The organism is Pullulanibacillus pueri, from assembly GCF_014639255.1.
GTDB lineage: Bacteria > Bacillota > Bacilli > Bacillales > Sporolactobacillaceae > Pullulanibacillus > Pullulanibacillus pueri.
Genome location: NZ_BMFV01000001.1, coordinates 169,263 through 187,475, shown reverse-complemented (window position 1 = coordinate 187,475; position 18,213 = coordinate 169,263). Strand labels below are relative to the sequence as shown.

13 protein-coding genes and 1 pseudogene are annotated in these 18,213 nt (G+C 40.4%); 9 read left to right on the top strand and 5 right to left on the bottom strand.

The annotated features are described in order from the left end of the window. Window positions 1-157 precede the first annotated feature (157 nt). On the bottom strand, window positions 158-1,108 hold the full coding sequence (gene rfbB, locus IEV91_RS00785) for a dTDP-glucose 4,6-dehydratase (protein ID WP_188495075.1): 951 nt from the start codon (window positions 1,106-1,108) through the stop codon (window positions 158-160). A 140-nt stretch (window positions 1,109-1,248) separates the two neighbouring features. Here rfbB and IEV91_RS00780 point away from each other — a divergent pair, with 140 nt between their 5' ends. The 6 genes and pseudogenes from IEV91_RS00780 to IEV91_RS00755 all read left to right on the top strand — a co-directional run bounded on the left by IEV91_RS00780 (window position 1,249) and on the right by IEV91_RS00755 (window position 10,455). Next, window positions 1,249-1,920, top strand: coding sequence for a GntR family transcriptional regulator (locus IEV91_RS00780; protein ID WP_188495073.1), 672 nt, complete (start codon window positions 1,249-1,251; stop codon window positions 1,918-1,920). A 134-nt stretch (window positions 1,921-2,054) separates the two neighbouring features. Then, window positions 2,055-4,139, top strand: a complete 2,085-nt coding sequence (locus tag IEV91_RS00775) for a DNA topoisomerase III (RefSeq protein WP_188495071.1) — start codon at window positions 2,055-2,057, stop codon at window positions 4,137-4,139. 714 nt (window positions 4,140-4,853) lie between these two features. Beyond that, complete coding sequence (locus IEV91_RS00770) at window positions 4,854-5,993, top strand: zinc ribbon domain-containing protein (protein WP_188495069.1); 1,140 nt, start codon at window positions 4,854-4,856, stop codon at window positions 5,991-5,993. A gap of 12 nt (window positions 5,994-6,005) precedes the next feature. Further along, window positions 6,006-7,166, top strand: a complete 1,161-nt coding sequence (locus tag IEV91_RS00765) for a S1C family serine protease (RefSeq protein WP_188495067.1) — start codon at window positions 6,006-6,008, stop codon at window positions 7,164-7,166. A 355-nt stretch (window positions 7,167-7,521) separates the two neighbouring features. Then, complete coding sequence (locus tag IEV91_RS00760) at window positions 7,522-8,175, top strand: peroxiredoxin (protein WP_188495065.1); 654 nt, start codon at window positions 7,522-7,524, stop codon at window positions 8,173-8,175. A 479-nt stretch (window positions 8,176-8,654) separates the two neighbouring features. Beyond that, window positions 8,655-10,455, top strand: a pseudogene (locus IEV91_RS00755) (S9 family peptidase). Window positions 10,456-10,773: 318 nt separating this feature from the next. Here the strand turns inward: IEV91_RS00755 and IEV91_RS00750 are convergent. The 3 genes from IEV91_RS00750 to recQ form a co-directional block, all read right to left on the bottom strand. After that, entirely contained in the window at window positions 10,774-11,229 is a 456-nt protein-coding gene (locus IEV91_RS00750) for a DUF2269 family protein (RefSeq protein ID WP_188495062.1), read from the bottom strand. 125 nt (window positions 11,230-11,354) lie between these two features. After that, entirely contained in the window at window positions 11,355-11,894 is a 540-nt protein-coding gene (locus IEV91_RS00745; RefSeq protein ID WP_188495060.1) for an acyl-CoA thioesterase, read from the bottom strand. A gap of 75 nt (window positions 11,895-11,969) precedes the next feature. Continuing rightward, entirely contained in the window at window positions 11,970-14,093 is a 2,124-nt protein-coding gene (gene recQ / locus IEV91_RS00740) for a DNA helicase RecQ (protein WP_188495058.1), read from the bottom strand. Between the two features lie 119 nt (window positions 14,094-14,212). Here recQ and IEV91_RS21565 point away from each other — a divergent pair, with 119 nt between their 5' ends. Together IEV91_RS21565 and IEV91_RS00730 are read left to right on the top strand one after the other, a co-directional pair. Continuing rightward, entirely contained in the window at window positions 14,213-15,271 is a 1,059-nt protein-coding gene (locus IEV91_RS21565) for a YecA family protein (protein ID WP_204871237.1), read from the top strand. A 124-nt stretch (window positions 15,272-15,395) separates the two neighbouring features. Then, the gene (locus tag IEV91_RS00730; RefSeq protein ID WP_188495056.1) at window positions 15,396-15,542 is read left to right on the top strand and encodes a transposase; all 147 of its coding nucleotides are present in this window, start codon (window positions 15,396-15,398) and stop codon (window positions 15,540-15,542) included. Between the two features lie 377 nt (window positions 15,543-15,919). On the opposite strand, the gene IEV91_RS00725 is transcribed toward IEV91_RS00730, so the two are convergent. Beyond that, entirely contained in the window at window positions 15,920-17,152 is a 1,233-nt protein-coding gene (locus tag IEV91_RS00725; RefSeq protein ID WP_188495055.1) for an aminopeptidase, read from the bottom strand. A 238-nt stretch (window positions 17,153-17,390) separates the two neighbouring features. On the opposite strand from IEV91_RS00725, the gene IEV91_RS00720 reads away from it, so the two are divergent. Next, window positions 17,391-18,209: an amino acid ABC transporter substrate-binding protein gene (locus IEV91_RS00720; protein ID WP_188495054.1), complete on the top strand. Its 819-nt coding sequence runs from the start codon at window positions 17,391-17,393 to the stop codon at window positions 18,207-18,209. Window positions 18,210-18,213: the final 4 nt, after the last annotated feature.

Here is an 18,213-nt window from a genome sequence, read left to right as displayed (position 1 = left end):
GGACGTGCCCGAGGATAGCGAGCGTTCTAGAGCGAATATCCACACCATCCCAATAGCTAGAAATTTATGTTGAACTTTTGTAAAAACCTTTTAAGGGCCTTTTGCAATTGATTAACCTGTATCCATACACTGTCCATTTCATAAGGAAGGGTTGAGGTTAGTTCCTATTCATTGTTTTTTCCAAAGTCCATTCAATCGTTTTGGCTATGCCCTCTTCAAATGAGACCCTCGGTTCCCATCCGAGGGCTTCATGCACTTTCGTCCAATTCATCGCATAATGAAAATCATGCCCTAGACGATCAGGGACAAAAGTGATCAAAGTCTTTGATTTTCCAAGATACTCGAGAATCATATTCACAATCTCAAGATTACTCTTTTCACAATGTCCCCCGATATTATAGACTTCACCTGGCTGTCCGGCTTGCATGACAGAATAGATGGCCCGGCAATGATCTTCTACATAGAGCCAATCCCTAATATTTTTACCCTCTCCATAAATCGGAATGGCTTCATTACGCATGGCCTTTTCAATGGTTTTTGGAATTAATTTTTCTGGATGTTGTTTGGGACCATAATTATTAGAACAGCGTGTGATTAATAAAGGTAATTTATAGGTTTGAAAGTAAGAGCGTACCAGTAAATCAGCACTGGCTTTACTCGCAGAATAAGGATTATTTGCCATGAGCGGATGACTTTCAGTAAAAGCTGCTTCCCCTTCATCTAAAGACCCATAAACCTCATCGGTAGAGACTTGAAGGAGTTTACGGGCTTTCCCCTCCATCACCTTTTGGATCAGCTGAAAGGTCCCGAGTATATTGGTATGTAAAAACGGTTCTGCTTCTTCAATACTTCGGTCAACATGGGTTTCAGCAGCAAAATTAACGATGCAATCATAAGTCCGATCAAACACTTCCTCCGACATTTGATGAATATCTTCTTGAAAGAACCGATAACGGTGATCGGGCAATTCGAAATCAAGATTTCTCAGATTTCCCGCATACGTGAGAACATCTACATTCGTGACTCTTAATTCCGTCGTTTGTAAAAGATACTCAATAAAATGGCTCCCAATAAATCCTGCTCCACCTGTTACTAAAATGTCCTTCACCTTTTAACCCATCCCTTACATATCATTTTTAAACTCTCTTTCACTACAATATGAAAAAACACATTGGCGTACACCTAAAACGTCCGCTTGCCAAATGTTTAAATATTTATTAAAAAGGAAATTTATGATATATTTGTTTTATGAAAAATCAATGGATAAAACCTGTCAAACGGGTCTCACTTAGAGAACATATTTATTCTGTTTTAAAAAGGGCCATTATTAATCTTGAGCTTAAGCCAGGAGAAGTCCTGCGTGATCAAGTGATTGCTGAACAATTTGAGGTCAGTCGCACCCCTGTTCGCGAAGCATTAAAACGTTTAGAAGATGAAGGCCTTATCGAAACCTTTCCCGGCGCAATTACACGGGTAACCCTTATAAAAGAAGAAGAAAGTCAGCATATTTTACAAGTTCTCGGCACATTACATACTCTCGCAACTCGACTTGCGCTACCTGTTATGACTAGCGACAATCTTAAAGCCATGCAGGACTTCAATCAACAGCTCCTACTGTGCATAAAGAACAAGGATGCCCGAGGTGCTATAGACGCTGATAGCGCCTTCCACCAAGTCATTCTAAATGCCGCTAACAATCCAGAAATTATTTCGTGCTTAGAGCTTATGACCCCTAAAATTCAAAGAGTCGAGCTTGTGAAATTCCAATCGATTGATAGTCTTCTTTCCGTCGATCAACACCAGGAAATTATCGATGCTATAGCGGATAGGAATGAAAAGCAAGCCGTGAAAGTAATGGAAGAAAATTGGTCCATTTTAAATGCCCTTTTATCAAAAGATATGCCTCCATCCTCTCCCTAATGAAGCTAAGTTCCATCTGTCCTCATTTTTAGATTTTCACGCGCTTTTCTTCATTCTTCTTCCAAGTTGGGCTATACTTAGACTAGCATAGAGAAACAGACTTGTTTAAAGCAACAACTTGGAAGGAGTTTATAATGAAATCACTTGTTTTAGCAGAAAAACCAAGCGTTGCTCGTGAAATTGCCCGCGTTCTTGGTTGCACTCAAAAACATAATAACTATATTGAAGGGAAGCACTATATCGTCACATGGGCGCTCGGCCACTTGATCGAGTTAAAAATGCCTGAAGACTATGATAAGCAATATAAAACATGGCGAATGGAGGATCTCCCCATTCTTCCAAAACATATGGGACTAAAAGTCATTCGCAAGACAAGTCCTCAATATAGAGCCATTGAACAGCTCATGAAGCGCAATGATGTTAACGAGGTAATCATTGCTACCGATGCCGGACGCGAAGGAGAACTGGTCGCCCGTTGGATCATTGAAAAAGCGCATTGGAAAAAAGGACTCAAGCGTCTCTGGATTTCATCACAAACCGATCGGGCTATCCGTGATGGCTTTAAACAATTAAAGCCCGCGAAGGATTATGAAGCCTTATATGAATCCGCAGTTTGCCGAGCGGAAGCGGATTGGATGATCGGATTAAATGTCACAAGAGCGTTGACAACCAAGTATAACGATCCTCTCTCTGCTGGACGTGTGCAAACCCCAACCTTAGCGATGATTATTGATCAAGAGAAAAAGATCCAAGGCTTTAAACCCCAAAAATATTGGAAGGTTACGGCGACTCTTGGTCCAGTGACTGCCGTTTGGGAAGATAAGGGTGAAGGGCGCATTTTTCATGAAGATAATGCCAAACAAATTGTCAATAAGGGAAAAGGCGCATCAGCAACCGTTAAGCACATTGAGAGAAAAGAAAAAAGTGAAACACAACCTTTGCCCTACGATCTCACGGAATTACAACAAGATGCTAATCGCCGTTTTGGCTTTTCAGCAAAAAAAACCTTGAACACATTACAAAATTTGTATGAACACTATAAAATCGTCACCTACCCTCGAACAGATTCCCGCTATTTAACAAAAGATATGGAATCCACAATGAGTGATCGCCTTAAAGCTATTGCTTCTGGTTATAAAATAGAGGTTCAACCCGCTCTGAAAGCTAAAGGAAAAGTTCTGGCCAAAAAAGTCTTTAATGATGCCAAGGTCACAGACCATCACGCGATTATCCCGACAGAAGAACCACTTTACCTTGGTGATTTATCTTCTGATGAGCGGAAATTATATGATCTTATTGTCCGGCGCTTTCTCACACTCTTTTATCCAGTCCATCGCTTTGAAAGCCTTAAAGTGATCATGGATGTTGCTGGCGAAACCTTTGTTTCAAAGTCGACGGTTGTCATTGATCCGGGTTTCAAGCGAGTGACAGGAAAAGAAGAAGCTAGCCCCAGCTCAAACCTTTCGCTGCAAGAAGGGCAAACGCTAAGTGTCAAAGCGATGACGAGCGAGCAGAAATTGACAGAGCCACCGCAAAGATTCAGCGAAGCTGATTTACTGCATAGAATGGAAAAATACGGCTTAGGAACTCCGGCTACTCGGGCTGATATTATCGAAAAGCTGCTGCAATCTCAGTCAGTAGATCGCCAGAATGGGCGTCTTCTTCCTACCGCTAAAGGGAAGCAACTCATTGAGCTCGTCAACAATGAATTAAAGTCACCAGAGTTAACTGCGCGTTGGGAGAAGCAACTAGAGGAAATTGCTCGTGGAAAAGGTGATTCTAGAACGTTTAAGTCGAATATAAGAAAAAAGGCGGCAGCCCTTGTCTCTGAAGTTAAAGCGAGTGAACAATCCTATCGGGCACACAATTTAACAGGTTCAAAATGCCCCGAGTGCGGTGAACTTTTGAAAGAGATAAAAGGAAAAGAGGGTAAAATCCTCGTCTGTTCAAGCCAAACATGTAGCTATCGTCGCCGGAAAGATCCGAAGCTTTCCAATCGCCGTTGTCCGCAATGTCACAAAAAGATGGAAATTCACAAGGGGAAAGCTGGCCTCTATTTTCAATGCCGCCCTTGTAATCTTGTCGAAAAAGCAGAAGATAAAAAGAAAGCTGTATCCAAGCGCGATGAGCGCAAACTTTTAAACAAATATAAGAAAAAAGAAGAAAACATCAATCCATTAGCGGAAGCTCTTAAATCCGCTCTAAAAGATAAAGACTAATTTTGCTGAAATTAAAAAGACCACCAATGTGTTAGGCGCAAAAGTTACATCAACCAAACGTTAACTTTTGATGCTCTACCCACAGGTGGTCTTTTTCTTTGATATGCATAAAAAAAAGAGGGGTATCCTCAAAAGCAGTTAGACTTTAGGGACACCCTCTCAAGGGGGGGTAGTAACATTATGTGATCAACACCTTTACTTTAACATGCTTGTCTCGGTAAACGGTCAATATATAAAATTTCACACACTTATGGACATTTTTACATTTTCTTTGGTCATGTGCTCCCTTTTTATACCCACTATTCTCCCTTGTTTAACTCAATTCATATGATTTGTCTTCCCCATGCCAACATCGTTTATTGTCTAGCTGTCCTTTTCCTTTCTTTGTTAAAATGAGCAGCATTGCTGTCCTTCGCCATTTATTCGGGATTTAAAGTAGAATCTCTTTTTCTCCAACGCTTAGGAGCGCACCTCCCAACCTTTTTGTCCTTTTCCCATTATTTACCTCAAAATAAAAAGAGGTAGTCCTTCCATACTTTTTTGATGATATTCCTTTTGCCCCAAGGGGCTTACATCGTATGTTGTACTTCACTTTCTTTTAGACTCACCTCCCTCTCTACTATTGATCGATATTATTTCCTCTTACCTATTCTCATTCTCTCTTACTTATGGCAAACTATTAAGTAGATTGTTTGATAGGAAGGATGAATAACTATGCTTTGCCCACATTGCGAGTCACCTATGGAGGAGGATACGCTCTTCTGTCCTAACTGTGGACATCGAGTGGTTCGCGATCATACACCCAAAAAGAGGTATGGCTGGTGGTGGCTGATGCCTTTATTTATATTTTTACTTATTGCTGGTACTTTAACAGGCTGCATGCTTTATGAGCAATCAAAGACAGCCGCTGCGATCGCTTCCTTCCAAAAAGGAGAAACACTCGCTAAAAAAGGCGATTATCAGGAAGCCTATCAAGCTTTTGAGCAAGCGACAAAAAAACGCCGGAATTTCGCTGAAGCGAATCTAGATAAAACAGTCGTGACTCTAGGTCTATCCATTCAAAAGGACTTTGATCAGGTTGATGCCTTCAATAAAAAGAAAGACTACGCCAAAGCCTTAACAACATTAGATGAGTCCGAGCAAAAACTTAAGGGATATAAAGGAGATATTGTTAATAATTTGAAAGAAGCTATTTCAAATAAACGTGTCAACACGATGGTACAAAAACTACGACTCGAAATGAAGAGTAAAAAAACCATTGATGAATTATCCTCTATCTTAGAACAAGCTAAAGCACTTGATGTTCCTGAAGCCCATCAAATCGCCGATGAGATTCTCAAACAAATCGTTGAGTTAGCCTATACCAAAGCGAGTAATCTGTTGCAACAGAATCAATTTTCAGAAGCCCTACAAGCGGTGACTGATGGTTTAAACTATGATAAAAACAATAAAAAACTCTTAGATTTACAAGATACAATCAAAAACGCCCAAGATTCATTTGAATCTGCACAAGAAGAGCGTATTCAACAAGCCATGGCCGCTGCCGAGAAAGAGCGTCAGCATAATAAAAATGATGCCGTTCAACTGGTCAGTGCTAAAGCAAAACTCAATGAATATGGTGACCTTGTCGTAAGTGGAAAAGTGAAAAGTGATGCAACTGTCCCCATCACCATGATTAAGGTCGCCTATACGTTAACAGATCAAGACGGAAAAAAATTCAAATCAAACGAAGTCTATGCGACACCAGATACCGTAAATCCCGGAGAAGAGGCCCAATTTGAATATACTCATATGGCAGTAAATAAAGATTTGAAACTGAAGGTCACCGGATTTACTTGGTACGTCGATAATTAAGGAGGGACACACATGAAAAATAAACATTTTATTCTCGCTATTGTCACCTCTGTCCTCCTCCTTCTTTTTGGTGCTATAGGTTACTTTTTTATCCATAAGCATTTTGAGCAATATAAGGTCGTTAAAGCCTCAGCAATAGTCAAGATAGACAAGACAACACCTGACGCTCAACCGAAGAAAAAAACGTTAAAAACGATTATTTATGATAGTGAGAAGGCTGTTGTGCAAATTCAAGTCGAACTAGTTGATAGCCAAGTTATCGGGTCGGGATTTCTTTACAACTCAAAAGGTGATATTATAACGAATGCCCATGTTGTTCAAGGCGCCAAAACTGTAACGATAAAAACCTCTGATGCGCAAACCTATGTTGGAAAGGTCATCGGAATTGGGGATAAAACGGATGTTGCTGTCGTTCGCGTAGACAAAATGGCCGGCATGACTCCCCTCCCTATTGACACTAAAGGGAAGGCTGATGTTGGGGATGAAGTCATTGCCCTCGGTAGTCCCTTGGGCTTTCAAAATACCGTCACCACAGGCATCATAAGCGGAACCGATCGTCAATTTACCATTGATCCCTTTTCTTATGATCATGTGTATCAAATTTCAGCCCCCATCACCCATGGAAACAGCGGTGGTCCGCTCATTAATAAAGAGACAGGAAAAGTCCTCGCTATCAATTCTGCTGGAATGGATGAGGGGAACATCGCATTTAGTATTCCAATATCTGAGGTTATTGACCAAGTCCACTCATGGTCAAAGAGTCCTCAATCTATTGATGGCATCAACGGAACTGGAAGTTCAGCTAATGATGTTGAAGAAGGCGAAGCTTTAAAAAGTGATGCAGAAAATCTCGTAAACTATTTTTATGAGAGTCTCAATAGTCATGATTACGTTGCAGCCTATACATTACTAGGAAGCGATTGGCAAAACAAAGTCAGCTACGATAAATTTCGGAAAGGCTACTTACCCACTTTACAAGCATCCATTGAAGATCTTAAAAGCAGTCTCTCTTCAGATGGGAAAAAGGCAACGGTGACGATTAGACTCTCAGCGCTTGAACAAACCGATGATGGCAACAAACAAACAGTGAATTACAGTGTTACTTATACTATTGGCTATGAAAATGATCAATTAAGACTCTTTGAGGGCAAAGGAAAAGTCATAAAAGATTAGAAAACTTGGCTTGTTGCCAAGCCTTACTTAAAGGCGAAAATCAACATTGTCCTTATCACGGTGTTTCGAAAAGCTATACGATATGAAAAAACAGCTCCGTCGTGGGCTGTTTTTTTAAAACTCAAAGAATGTAAGAAGAAACACCTCTTAAAACACCGACTTGAATCATCACTTTGACCTATAAATCTAGCATTGAATGCCCTTGATCTTCAAGGTTTTGTCATTTTAATAAAAAAATAATAGTAAATCGATTGAAAAATCATACGTTTTGTTGCATAATACAGATAAGTTCTTATTACATAAATTCCTAGTCTTTCTATAGGAATAGTATATTATTTTTTTGGAGGTGCCAATCATGGCAGAAACAGAAGTAAAAGTATCCTTACCGCTTTTAAACGAGCCGGCTCCAGATTTTGAAGCACAAACAACTCAAGGTCCCCTTAAATTGAGTGATTATAGAGGGCAATACGTGGTTCTTTTCTCACACCCTTCTGATTTCACACCTGTTTGCACAACTGAATTTGGTAGTTTTGCAACAGCCGCTTCTGAGTTTGAAAAACGCAATGTGCAACTTATTGGCTTGTCAGTAGACAGTGTCCCTTCTCACCTTGCGTGGATTCGTGATATTGAAAAGATCTTTGATACCAAGGTCAAATTCCCAGTCATTGCTGACCTTGATACGAAGGTTTCAAGAGCCTATGGTATGCTTCATCCAGGATATTCAGCCACAGCAACCGTGCGTTCCGTCTTCATTATTGATGACAAAGGCATTCTTCGTGCTATGATTTATTACCCTGCAAGTGCTGGGCGTAGCATTCCTGAAATACTCCGTGTGGTTGACTCCTTACAAACCACTGACGCGTCTGGTCACACAACACCAGCTGATTGGAAACCGGGTGACCCTGTTATTGTACCTCCAAGTCTTAACGCAAATTCCATTGAGGGCGAAGAAGAATCAACCGCTAAAGGATTAGACTATAAAGCTTGGTATCTACGCTATAAAAAATAAACACTTGAATCACAAGGGAAGTCCCAATCAAGGGGCTTTCTTTTTTTAGGAATTTAATATATATTGCTATCCATCACCTAGCGAATATTCTTACCTAGCGTAGGCAGAATACGGAGACTCAAAGTAGGAATAGCACGTGTCTGAAGACCCTTAGACCACCCCAAAAAATAGAAAGCGTTTTTTCGGGGACACCGGTTGGGTGGGGTGTCCGTGAGGGGGCAGAAGCCGTGCCCACGGAAAGCGGAGTATTCTGCCAAAGCGGGTGTTTAGTACTATATTAATCAGGAGCGCGCAAGTGAAAAATTAGCAGATTTAAGTTGCAATCTATATCCATAGCAACACATGATGCAATTTCAGCCGTGTAAAAAATTTCTGCTTTGAAATCCTGTCCATAGGGATTTATTTTAAATTATTAGAGGTATCTCTCGCCACTATCAAGAATTATAGAGATAAAAGGATAGACTAAAGGAGGTTTTTTGATGGGTATTGTGTTTCCGAAACCTGATCTTGAACAATTTTTGAGGACATACACTATCTCACATTTTACGGTGAATGAAAAAGAAACTCAGCTTGTATTTAGCAGTAATATTAACGGGAAATTTAACCTTTGGGCCATGGACCTACCTCAGCTTTCTCCCTATCCGTTAACCTTTAACGATCGAGAGAGTCAGTTTGTAAAGATGGATCCCGAAGGTCGTTTTTTACTTACCGCATTTGACAATGATGGAGATGAGAATTTTCAAATCTATGCTTTAAGACCTGAAGGCGGCGTCCCCCTCCCTTTAATAACAGGTGAAAAACAGGAAAAATATTTTTTTGCAGCGCTTTCTAAGGATGGTAACCGTCTCTATTACAACTCCAGTAAAGACAACCCACATTATTTTGATACTCGCCTCTACCATATTGACACACGAGAAGACAAGCTTTTATTGAAAGGTGAAGAGGCGCCTACCTATTTAGAAAGTATCAGTCCAACTGAAAAAGCGTTTGCTTATTTAAAGATGTTTGCCAATACTTATATCCTAGGCTATGTCCAAGCAGGCGATGCGTTTATTAGCGTAACACCCGATGAAAACGTGGCCCACACCGTCTTTGATTTAACGTTTGTAGACGATAACACCCTCCTTTTCCTTACTAATTTTGGTGAAGAATTTTCTTATCTCGCCCGCTTTGATATTGAAAATCAAGCCTTTACACCACTTCTGAAACTCGCAAAGGAAGATATGCGCTCATTAAAATGGCATAAAGAAACCGAAACGGCTTACATTGTGACTGAAAAGGGCGTTTGTGATGCCTTATTTGCTTATTCTTTAAAAGAAGACACCTATGAAAAGATCGCTTTACCTATAGAAACCGTTCAACAACTTCTTGTGGCCCAAAGCGGAAACCTTTACGTCCTAGGAAGAAGTGCAACACAGTCTTTCAATCTTTATACTAGAGGAGACAATAGAGGATGGACAGCCTTAACTAATAATCGTGTACCTGGTCTCTCACAAGACCAATTAGTTGACCCTGACGTTGTGACTTATCCTTCCTATGATAATACATCTATTGAAGCCCTCTTATTTCGAGCGAACGCTGACGTGGCCAATGGATACACTATTTTTTGGCCTCATGGTGGTCCTCAAGCTGCCGAAAGGAAATCTTTTAGAGGGGCGTTTCAGTTTCTTTTGGGACAAGGGTACAATCTATTTGCACCCAATTTCCGTGGAAGCACCGGCTATGGTTCGAGTTTTACCAAACTTGTTGAAGGCGATTGGGGGGAAGGTCCGCGTTTAGATTGCGTCGCTGGCATTGAATGGTTATTTGAACAAGGGATAACTAACCGCGATAAATTGTTCCTCTTTGGCGGAAGCTATGGCGGCTGGCTATATGACACTCCTTCTCGCCGGGCGTCATCCTGAGTATTTCCGTGCCTGCGTTGACATCTTTGGACCGAGCAACCTTTTTTCTTTCATCGACTCCGTTCCTGAGCATTGGAAACCTATTATGGAGCGCTGGTTAGGCGACCCCGTAAAAGATCGAGAAAGGTTAGAAAAGGATTCCCCCATGACCTATTTAAAAACAATGACTAAACCAATGCTTGTTATTCAAGGCGCCAATGATCCACGTGTCGTTAAAGCAGAATCCGATCAAATTGTCGCTGCCCTGAAAGAACAAGGGACTGAAGTCGAATATCTCATTTTCGAAGATGAGGGTCATGGCTTCTCCAAAAAGTCTAATGAAATCGAAGCTTATTCACGCGTACTTGAATTTTTTGAAAAACATAAGGGGCATTGATTATATAAAGCCGCCGCCTCTTATATAGGGAAAATTCGCTTTATGATTGTTGTTTGAAAGTCATCATAATCCCCCTTCACTGAGTGGCCTTCATCCTAACTATAAAACATGCAGAAACGCTCCGGATCAACAGGAGAATTTCTGCATGTTTCTTTATCCATTTGAATGGGAATACACACATCTTTGATAGGAGCGGAAAGCAACCACTCACGCCATTCTGAGCGATAAAGCACATGAATATAGCCCTTTTTAAAGAGAGTTTTTCAGTGTCCTCTCCCTTTGCTCACCTTTTGCTGCTGGCGAACGCTTATTCATAGATTAAAAAGGCTTTAAGATCATTAAGGCAAGGATGATAAGAAAAAGTGCATTCAATAATAATTCAAATCGTAATAATTGTTGCGCCAACGCTTTATACTCTTCTGGAATTTCCTCGCTTTTACAAGTGGTTAATATATATTTCATTCTCTTAGTTCGAGGAGCTAATATGCTAGGACCCATAGCGAGTCCTAATAAAAATAAAATAAGACACGCTAAGTACCATCCTTGTTGAAACAAGACTGGGTTTAAAGCTCCCATGAGTATTCCGGTGATCAGTAGTGAAAACCCACCGACCATGACCACGCGGTGAAGGCGTTGGGTAATGAAATAGGAATGTCTAAGCTCCGTTATAGTGTGCGCTGACCTTTTAATATAAAAGAAGACAAAGCCTGGACCTAATCCCAAAACAGCAGAAAATATGTGAATGACAACAAGACATTGGTAAATGGCGTCCATGATGCTCCTCCAGACATAAATAAGCTCTCCCTTTATCAACCTTAAAAAGCTAGCATCTTATCACAAATATGTCTTATTTTTAACAAGCAAAAAATATCCATTAATCCACATAAAGCCTATAAATTTTAGAGCTCACTACTTTTGACGTCTTCTTCCCATAATAATGTTGAACCAATCTTTTCAATCAAATTCTTACTTTGTACTCTTCGTTGTTTACGAACTTTTGCACGGTCTGGCGCTGTTTGGTGTAAAAATTTCTCAACTTCAGTTTGTGGAATAATTTTCGGAACTTCTGTGGGACGACCATCGTCTCCTATGGCAACAAAGGTTAAAAAGGATGTCGCACAAACAATCCTTTCGCCACTAAATAGGTCTTCTGCTAGCACCCTTACAAAAATCTCCATTGAAGTCTTGTGCGTCCATGTTACAAACGCTTCTAAACAGACTTCATTATCCACTTTCACGGGTTTTATAAAATCAATAGAGTCCGTTGATGCAGTGACGGCATTACAACGCGAATGTTTACGCGCACATAAGGCAGCAACATCATCAATATAGGCCATCAGTTTTCCACCAAATAATGTCCCATGATTATTAGTATCAGGGGGAAGAACATGACTTGATTTAAATATTCGTGATTGACTTACTGTTTTTACTTGATCCATTTTGATTCTTACTCCAATCTGTTTTAACATCTTTGATGACTTACCTATCCAACACATTGCATCATTATACACCTGTTAGTTGTTCATCGCTTGTAAATAAGCTTGAATCGTAAAATAATCAATATCTTCAGGCAATGCTTCCTTTAAAGGTTTTAACTTCTCCGTACCGAGTCTTTCAACTGCTTCAGCAAGTTGTGGGATATATGTAGGATCGATGTACTGGTTCCAATCAATATCATAGCCCTTTTGTCCTGCCTCAATAAGATGTTTTTGAACAGTGAGCAGCGAGAGGCCTCGCAGAGTCGCAATTTCCTCTAAAGCATGCCCCTTTTGGTAATATTCATAGGTTAAACGATAAGATTTTTCCCTTTTCTTAGAGTGTGGAGAACCCAACACTTCCTGAACCTTCACTTTCTGACGATGTTCTCCATCATTTTCTTCACAATATTTATAAATTAAAGTTAAGAAAGCCTCCCCGTAACGGGCCGATTTTTGTTCACCTACACCTTTTATGTGTAAAAATTCGCTCTCGGTTTGCGGAAGTTTTTCACTCATTTCTCTAAGTGTCGCATCAGAGAAAATCATATAAGGGGGAACTTGCTCAGTATCCGACAGCTGTTTACGAAGCTCGCGAAGCTGGTCAAATAGCGCATTATCAACAATGATTTGCTTAACGCGTAAGGCCTCTTTTTTTGTCACCTTTATCTGTCCTAATATCACATCTACACCTTGTTCAGTCAAAGTTAATACTGGGTAGCTCCCGGTAGTCGCGCGAAGATAGCCTTCAGCTGTGAGATAGTCAATGAACTCACCAACCTGTTTTTGGCTATAATCCGCCATAAGGCCATAAGTAGACAGTGTATTAAAGCGAAACTGTTTTATCTTTTGACTGCTTGACCCTGTTAAAACTTGAGCAACTAGTGACTTGCCAAAGCGCTGATTCATTCGCTTAACACAGGAAAGAATCATTTGGGCTTCCTTAGTAATATCGACGTTTTCCCGTTCATCTAAACAGTTACCACAATGCCCACATTGAGAGTGCTGATGATCTCCAAAATAATCGAGAATATAAGTCTGCAAGCACATTTCCGTATGGCAATAGCCCATCATTTGCTGGAGCTTCTCATACTCTCTTTGTTTATAGAGAGGCTCCATATCAGATTGATCGATAAAAAACTTTTGAATCTGGACATCTTGAGGCGAGTACAACAAAATACACTCACTGGCTTGTCCATCACGACCTGCACGCCCTGCTTCTTGATAGTAAGCTTCAATATTTTTAGGCATATTGTAGTGAATGACATAACGGACATTGGACTTATCGATTCCCATACCAAAAGCATTGGTTGCGACCATGACATTCAAGTTATCATAAAGAAAGACCTCCTGTTGTTGCGCCCGTTCTTCTTCCGACAGTCCTGCGTGGTATTTTCCGACCTGAACTCCCTCGTCTTTTAGAAAGCTATGAAGCTGCTCTACTCTTTTTCTTGTCGCTGCATAGATAATCCCTGATTGTGCTTGATTCTTCATAACATATTCTCTTATGAATCTTCGCTGATCTTGTCCTTTAACGACTTGAAAGAAAAGATTGTCACGGGCAAATCCCGTTTGAACCACATGATGTCTATCAATTTCTAACAATTGACAAATATCAGCGGTGACTTGTGGGGTTGCTGTTGCAGTAAGGGCAAGTATTACAGGTTTATGCACCAATTGTGTGAGCATCTGCTTAATCAACCGATAACTCGGTCTAAAATCATGGCCCCACTGAGAAATACAGTGAGCCTCATCGATAGCCATTAACTCAATCGGAAGTGTTTTCAGCCAATCAATAAAACTGGTCGATTCAAAACGCTCTGGCGCTACATAAATCATTTTATAATGACCCTCTTCAGCCATTTTTAATCGCTGTCTCACTTCTTCTTGTGAAAGTGAACTATTGATAAAAGTCGCGGAAACCCCCTCGTTCCTGAGAGCGTCGACTTGATCCTTCATTAAAGAAATAAGTGGTGAAATGATGAATGTGAGGCCGTCAAAGAGTAGCGCAGGAATTTGATAGCACAAAGACTTTCCACCGCCTGTTGGCATAATTCCCACCGTATCCTGCCGATCAAGCACGCGGCTAATAATGTCCTTTTGCCCTTCTCGAAAGCTATCATACCCAAAGATTTTCTTTAATAGTGTTGTCGCTTGTTCCAACCTTTACCCTCCTGTATTTTCCAACATTGGAATCTATACGATACTCTTCCTTACAAAATCCTAGAATCCAAGGTGCATTTAGTGTTATTATAACATTGCTAGAAAGGAGCGGACGTAAAGTGAACATCGGACGCAATGATCCTTGCCCTTGTGGCAGTGGAAAAAAGTATAAAAAATGTTGTATGAACAAGGTTGAAACGCTTGAGAAAGGACAGGAGAGAATTCTTTTTAAAGAGTATGAGCGGGTGTTACAAGATCTCTTTAATTATGCAAGAAAAAACTATGAAAATGAGCTTTCCGCCCCGTTAAGAGATTTCTTTACCGACGCGGAAGTAGATGACACGTTTATAAAAAATCATAGTTTCTTTCTTATCCTTTGGGAAATATTTAATCAACCTCTTCAAACAGAAACAAAGGAAACCATTTTTGATCACTATCTTGAACTCTATTTGGAGAAACAAAAACGGACTTCTGCTCAAAAAATGGTGCAAGGTTGGAAAGAGACAAGCTTTTCTACTTATAGAGTCCTAAACATTTCAACTGAAGAAGAAAACATGGTTGTTGAGGATGCATGGACAGGGACAACCTACACTACATTTTTACCGGATAGTCTTCCTGAACCCTCCAGCCTACTTATTGGGCAATTAGTCGCTATCGGTCAAAGGTATGAGTTCTTTGGCGGGTACTTCGAGCTTCAGGAATATACTCAAGCTGAATTAGACGCCGTTAGAGCCGCTCACTTCCCAAATGGTACAGAGCAAGAAAAGGCCATTGCATTTAAAAACGCTTTTCCTACTCTCTTACTCATGCTCGCAACGAAAAATGATCGCGAGGCTTCACCTCTTGAAGAAAAAAGTGTTGCGATCGGAGCAATGACAGAGGAGCAAAAACAAGTGTACGCTCTATTCATAGAAAAACACGACTTGGCCTTAGAACCTAAAACCTTGGATATAGTCGCCAAGCTGTGGCACCATTATGTAAAAGAGGAATTTCCTCAAGTGAAAAAACCAGAACTTTATGCAGCAGCCTTGGAATATTTGGCCGCCAATCTATCCAGCCAATATGCCACCACCCAATCTGCATTGAGTAAAAAATATGGCGCTTCTGCGTCTTCGATCTCTCAAAAATATCGAAGTCTAAACGACTTTCATGAGCGCTCAGCAGTCGTCAGCGGATGACGCATCCATAATTGAATTGAGAGGCTGGGGCATAACTAGCCCGAATAAATAAGAAAAACCGGGCGTAAATGAACTGCACCCCAATTGTTAGACACCATCTAACAATTGGAGGTGCAGTTTTCTTATGGCTAAATTTACATTGGAACAAAAATTAAGTGCTGTTAACGACTATCTTCAAGGGAAAAGTTCATGTATAAGTATTGGGGAAGCTTTAGGAACAGCAACCAGCGTGACTTCACGAGTAAACGTCGAGTTGTTCCGAGAAAGCTGACGACGAAGCGATACGAGCAGACGCAGGAACAGGTAACTTTGACTTTTAATCGTAAATACTTTGGAACACACAGATAAACCATTCCCAAGTTAGCTGAGGCCACTAAGGTCGATCGGCTAAAAACGTCCTGTGACAACGCCGACTCTACCCACATCAAAAAATCGTAAAAACGCGATTTTTCTTCGAGGATTATTCTCTTAGCAGTTTTCCTTAGTCGTGTGGGCATGAGGAAAGCGAGCGTTCTGTAGTGGAAATCAACATTGCCAATTCCGATGACAAACGGAATTTATACTTTTTAATTAAAAAGAGTGTTACCCACCAATTTTTTTGGTAGGTAACACTCTTTAATTTACTGGTTTTGACCCAGCCTCTTCGTTTTAAAAAGCCCAAAGACCGTTTCTAAACACGGGTTCTTCTGTACCAGATGCTGTAATGCCGTCAATATTAAGTTCAGCTGAACCAATCATAAAGTCAACATGAGTTAAGCTTTTGTTTGCACCATGGGCATCCAGTTCTTCTCGCGTCATGTTGACGCCATTTTCGAGACATTTCGGATAAGCCTTCCCGATCGCTAAATGGCAGGAAGCATTTTCATCATAAAGCGTGTTAAAGAAGATAAGACCCGACTCTGAAATGGGAGAATTATGCGGAACAAGAGCAACTTCACCTAAATAGTGAGAACCTTCATCGGTTTCGATTAATCGTTTTAAGCTCTCATAACCACTTTCAGCATTAAAATCGATAATTCTACCGTTTTCAAACGTCAAAGAAAGTTTCTCGATTAATGTCCCACTATAATTTAACGGCTTCGTACTTGTCACCGTGCCATTCACCCCTGTTTTTAAAGGCAGAGTAAACACCTCTTCAGTGGGGATATTTGGAAAGAAGCTTGTTCCTGCAGCATTGTTTGCAGCTCCACCAGCCCATTGATAGGCCTTAGGAAATTCAATCGTAAGGTCTGTTCCAGGAGCGGTATAATGAAGTTTTTGATACTTTTTCTCGTTGAGATAATTCAATTTCTCATCTAATGTTTGCTGATGGTTTTTCCAAGCTTGGATAGGATCTTCTTGATCGGCACGGGTCATCTTAAAGAGCGTTTCCCACAGCTTCTCTACAGCCTTTTCAGTCTCCAGATTCGGGAATAATTTCTGTGCCCATTCCTCAGATGGTACGGCGAGAATCGACCAGGCCACTTTATCCGCCATGCGATACTCCCTGTAATTTTCCAATGCCGACGACGTTGTTTTGTTATCCATAGCAACTCTTTCAGGATCAATGCCATTTAATAGATCGAGATTCGGAGTCCGCAAGTCAAGAAAGGCTGCCCCTCTTTGAGCCAGTGTTTCTAATCCCTTGGCCTCCCATTCTGGATATTCCTTAAAGGCCTCTTCAGGAGCATATGTAAATCGAGTTAAGGTTAAAGCATCATCACTCCATCTAAAATGAACGTGCTTAGCCCCTGCTTGATAGGCTTTCTTCGTTACAATCCTAACAAAAGAGATCGCATGAATAGGAGCATTAATCACTAATTCCTGTCCCTTTTGAATATTGATGCCCACTTTCACTGCTAACTCTGCATATTTTTCTAGGTTTTCGTGAAAATTTTCCATTCTCATTCCTCCATTCTCCTCTATCTTACCACTTAAACCCTCCCTTTTATAATAAAGCCGCATGCTGTGCATGGTCCTTTGGAATAGTGGTTAATTTATAAAAGTAGCTCTGAGTTATTTTTATTGACACCGCAAATTTTGTCGATTATATTTAAATCTCATTAATCAACTAGGAATAATAGAATTAAAACATTTTCTTGAGTTGTCTAATGACTACATAAACACAGGAGGTTTTTTTATGCAAAAGAAATTTCTAGGACTTTTTAGTCTTATTTTGGTTGCTATTCTCATTCTTGCGGGCTGTGGGAATAATGATAATGATACAGCACAAAAAAATACGAAAAGTAGCTCACAAACACTGCTTGATCAAATAAAAGATCGCGGCACCTTAAAAATTGGAACCGAAGGAACCTACGCACCTTTTACTTATCATGATGATAATGGTAAATTAACAGGTTTTGATGTGGACATCGCTAAAGAAGTTGCGAAACGCATCGGTGTGAAAGCTAATTTTGTTGAAACAAAATGGGACGGCATGATTGCAGGTCTTGATTCCAAGCGTTTTGACGTTGTCTTTAATGAGGTCGGTGTTACACCAGAGCGAAAAGAAAAATATGATTTCTCAGATCCCTACATCGTCTCCAAGGCCGTTCTTATTGTGAGCAAGGACAATAATGATATTAAAAGCTTCGCTGATCTCAAAGGAAAAAAATCGGGTCAATCATTAACGAGTAACTTAAGTAAAATTGCTGAGAAAAACGGAGCACAAATCGTTTCTGTTGATGGCTTTAACCAAGCCATCGATCTTCTAACATCCGGCAGAATTGATGCTACCGTTAACGACAGTTTGTCATACTTAGATCTTAAAAAGCAAAAACCCAATGTACCAATAAAAAGTGTGGATTCTGATAACGACGCTACCGATAGTGCTGCGATGATTCGAAAAGGGAATAGCGACCTTGTTAAGGCCATCGACAAAGCGCTAGCGGATATGAAAAAGGATGGAACCTACCTTAAAATCTCCAAAAAATACTTTAACGAAGACGTCTCTAAATAAGGGG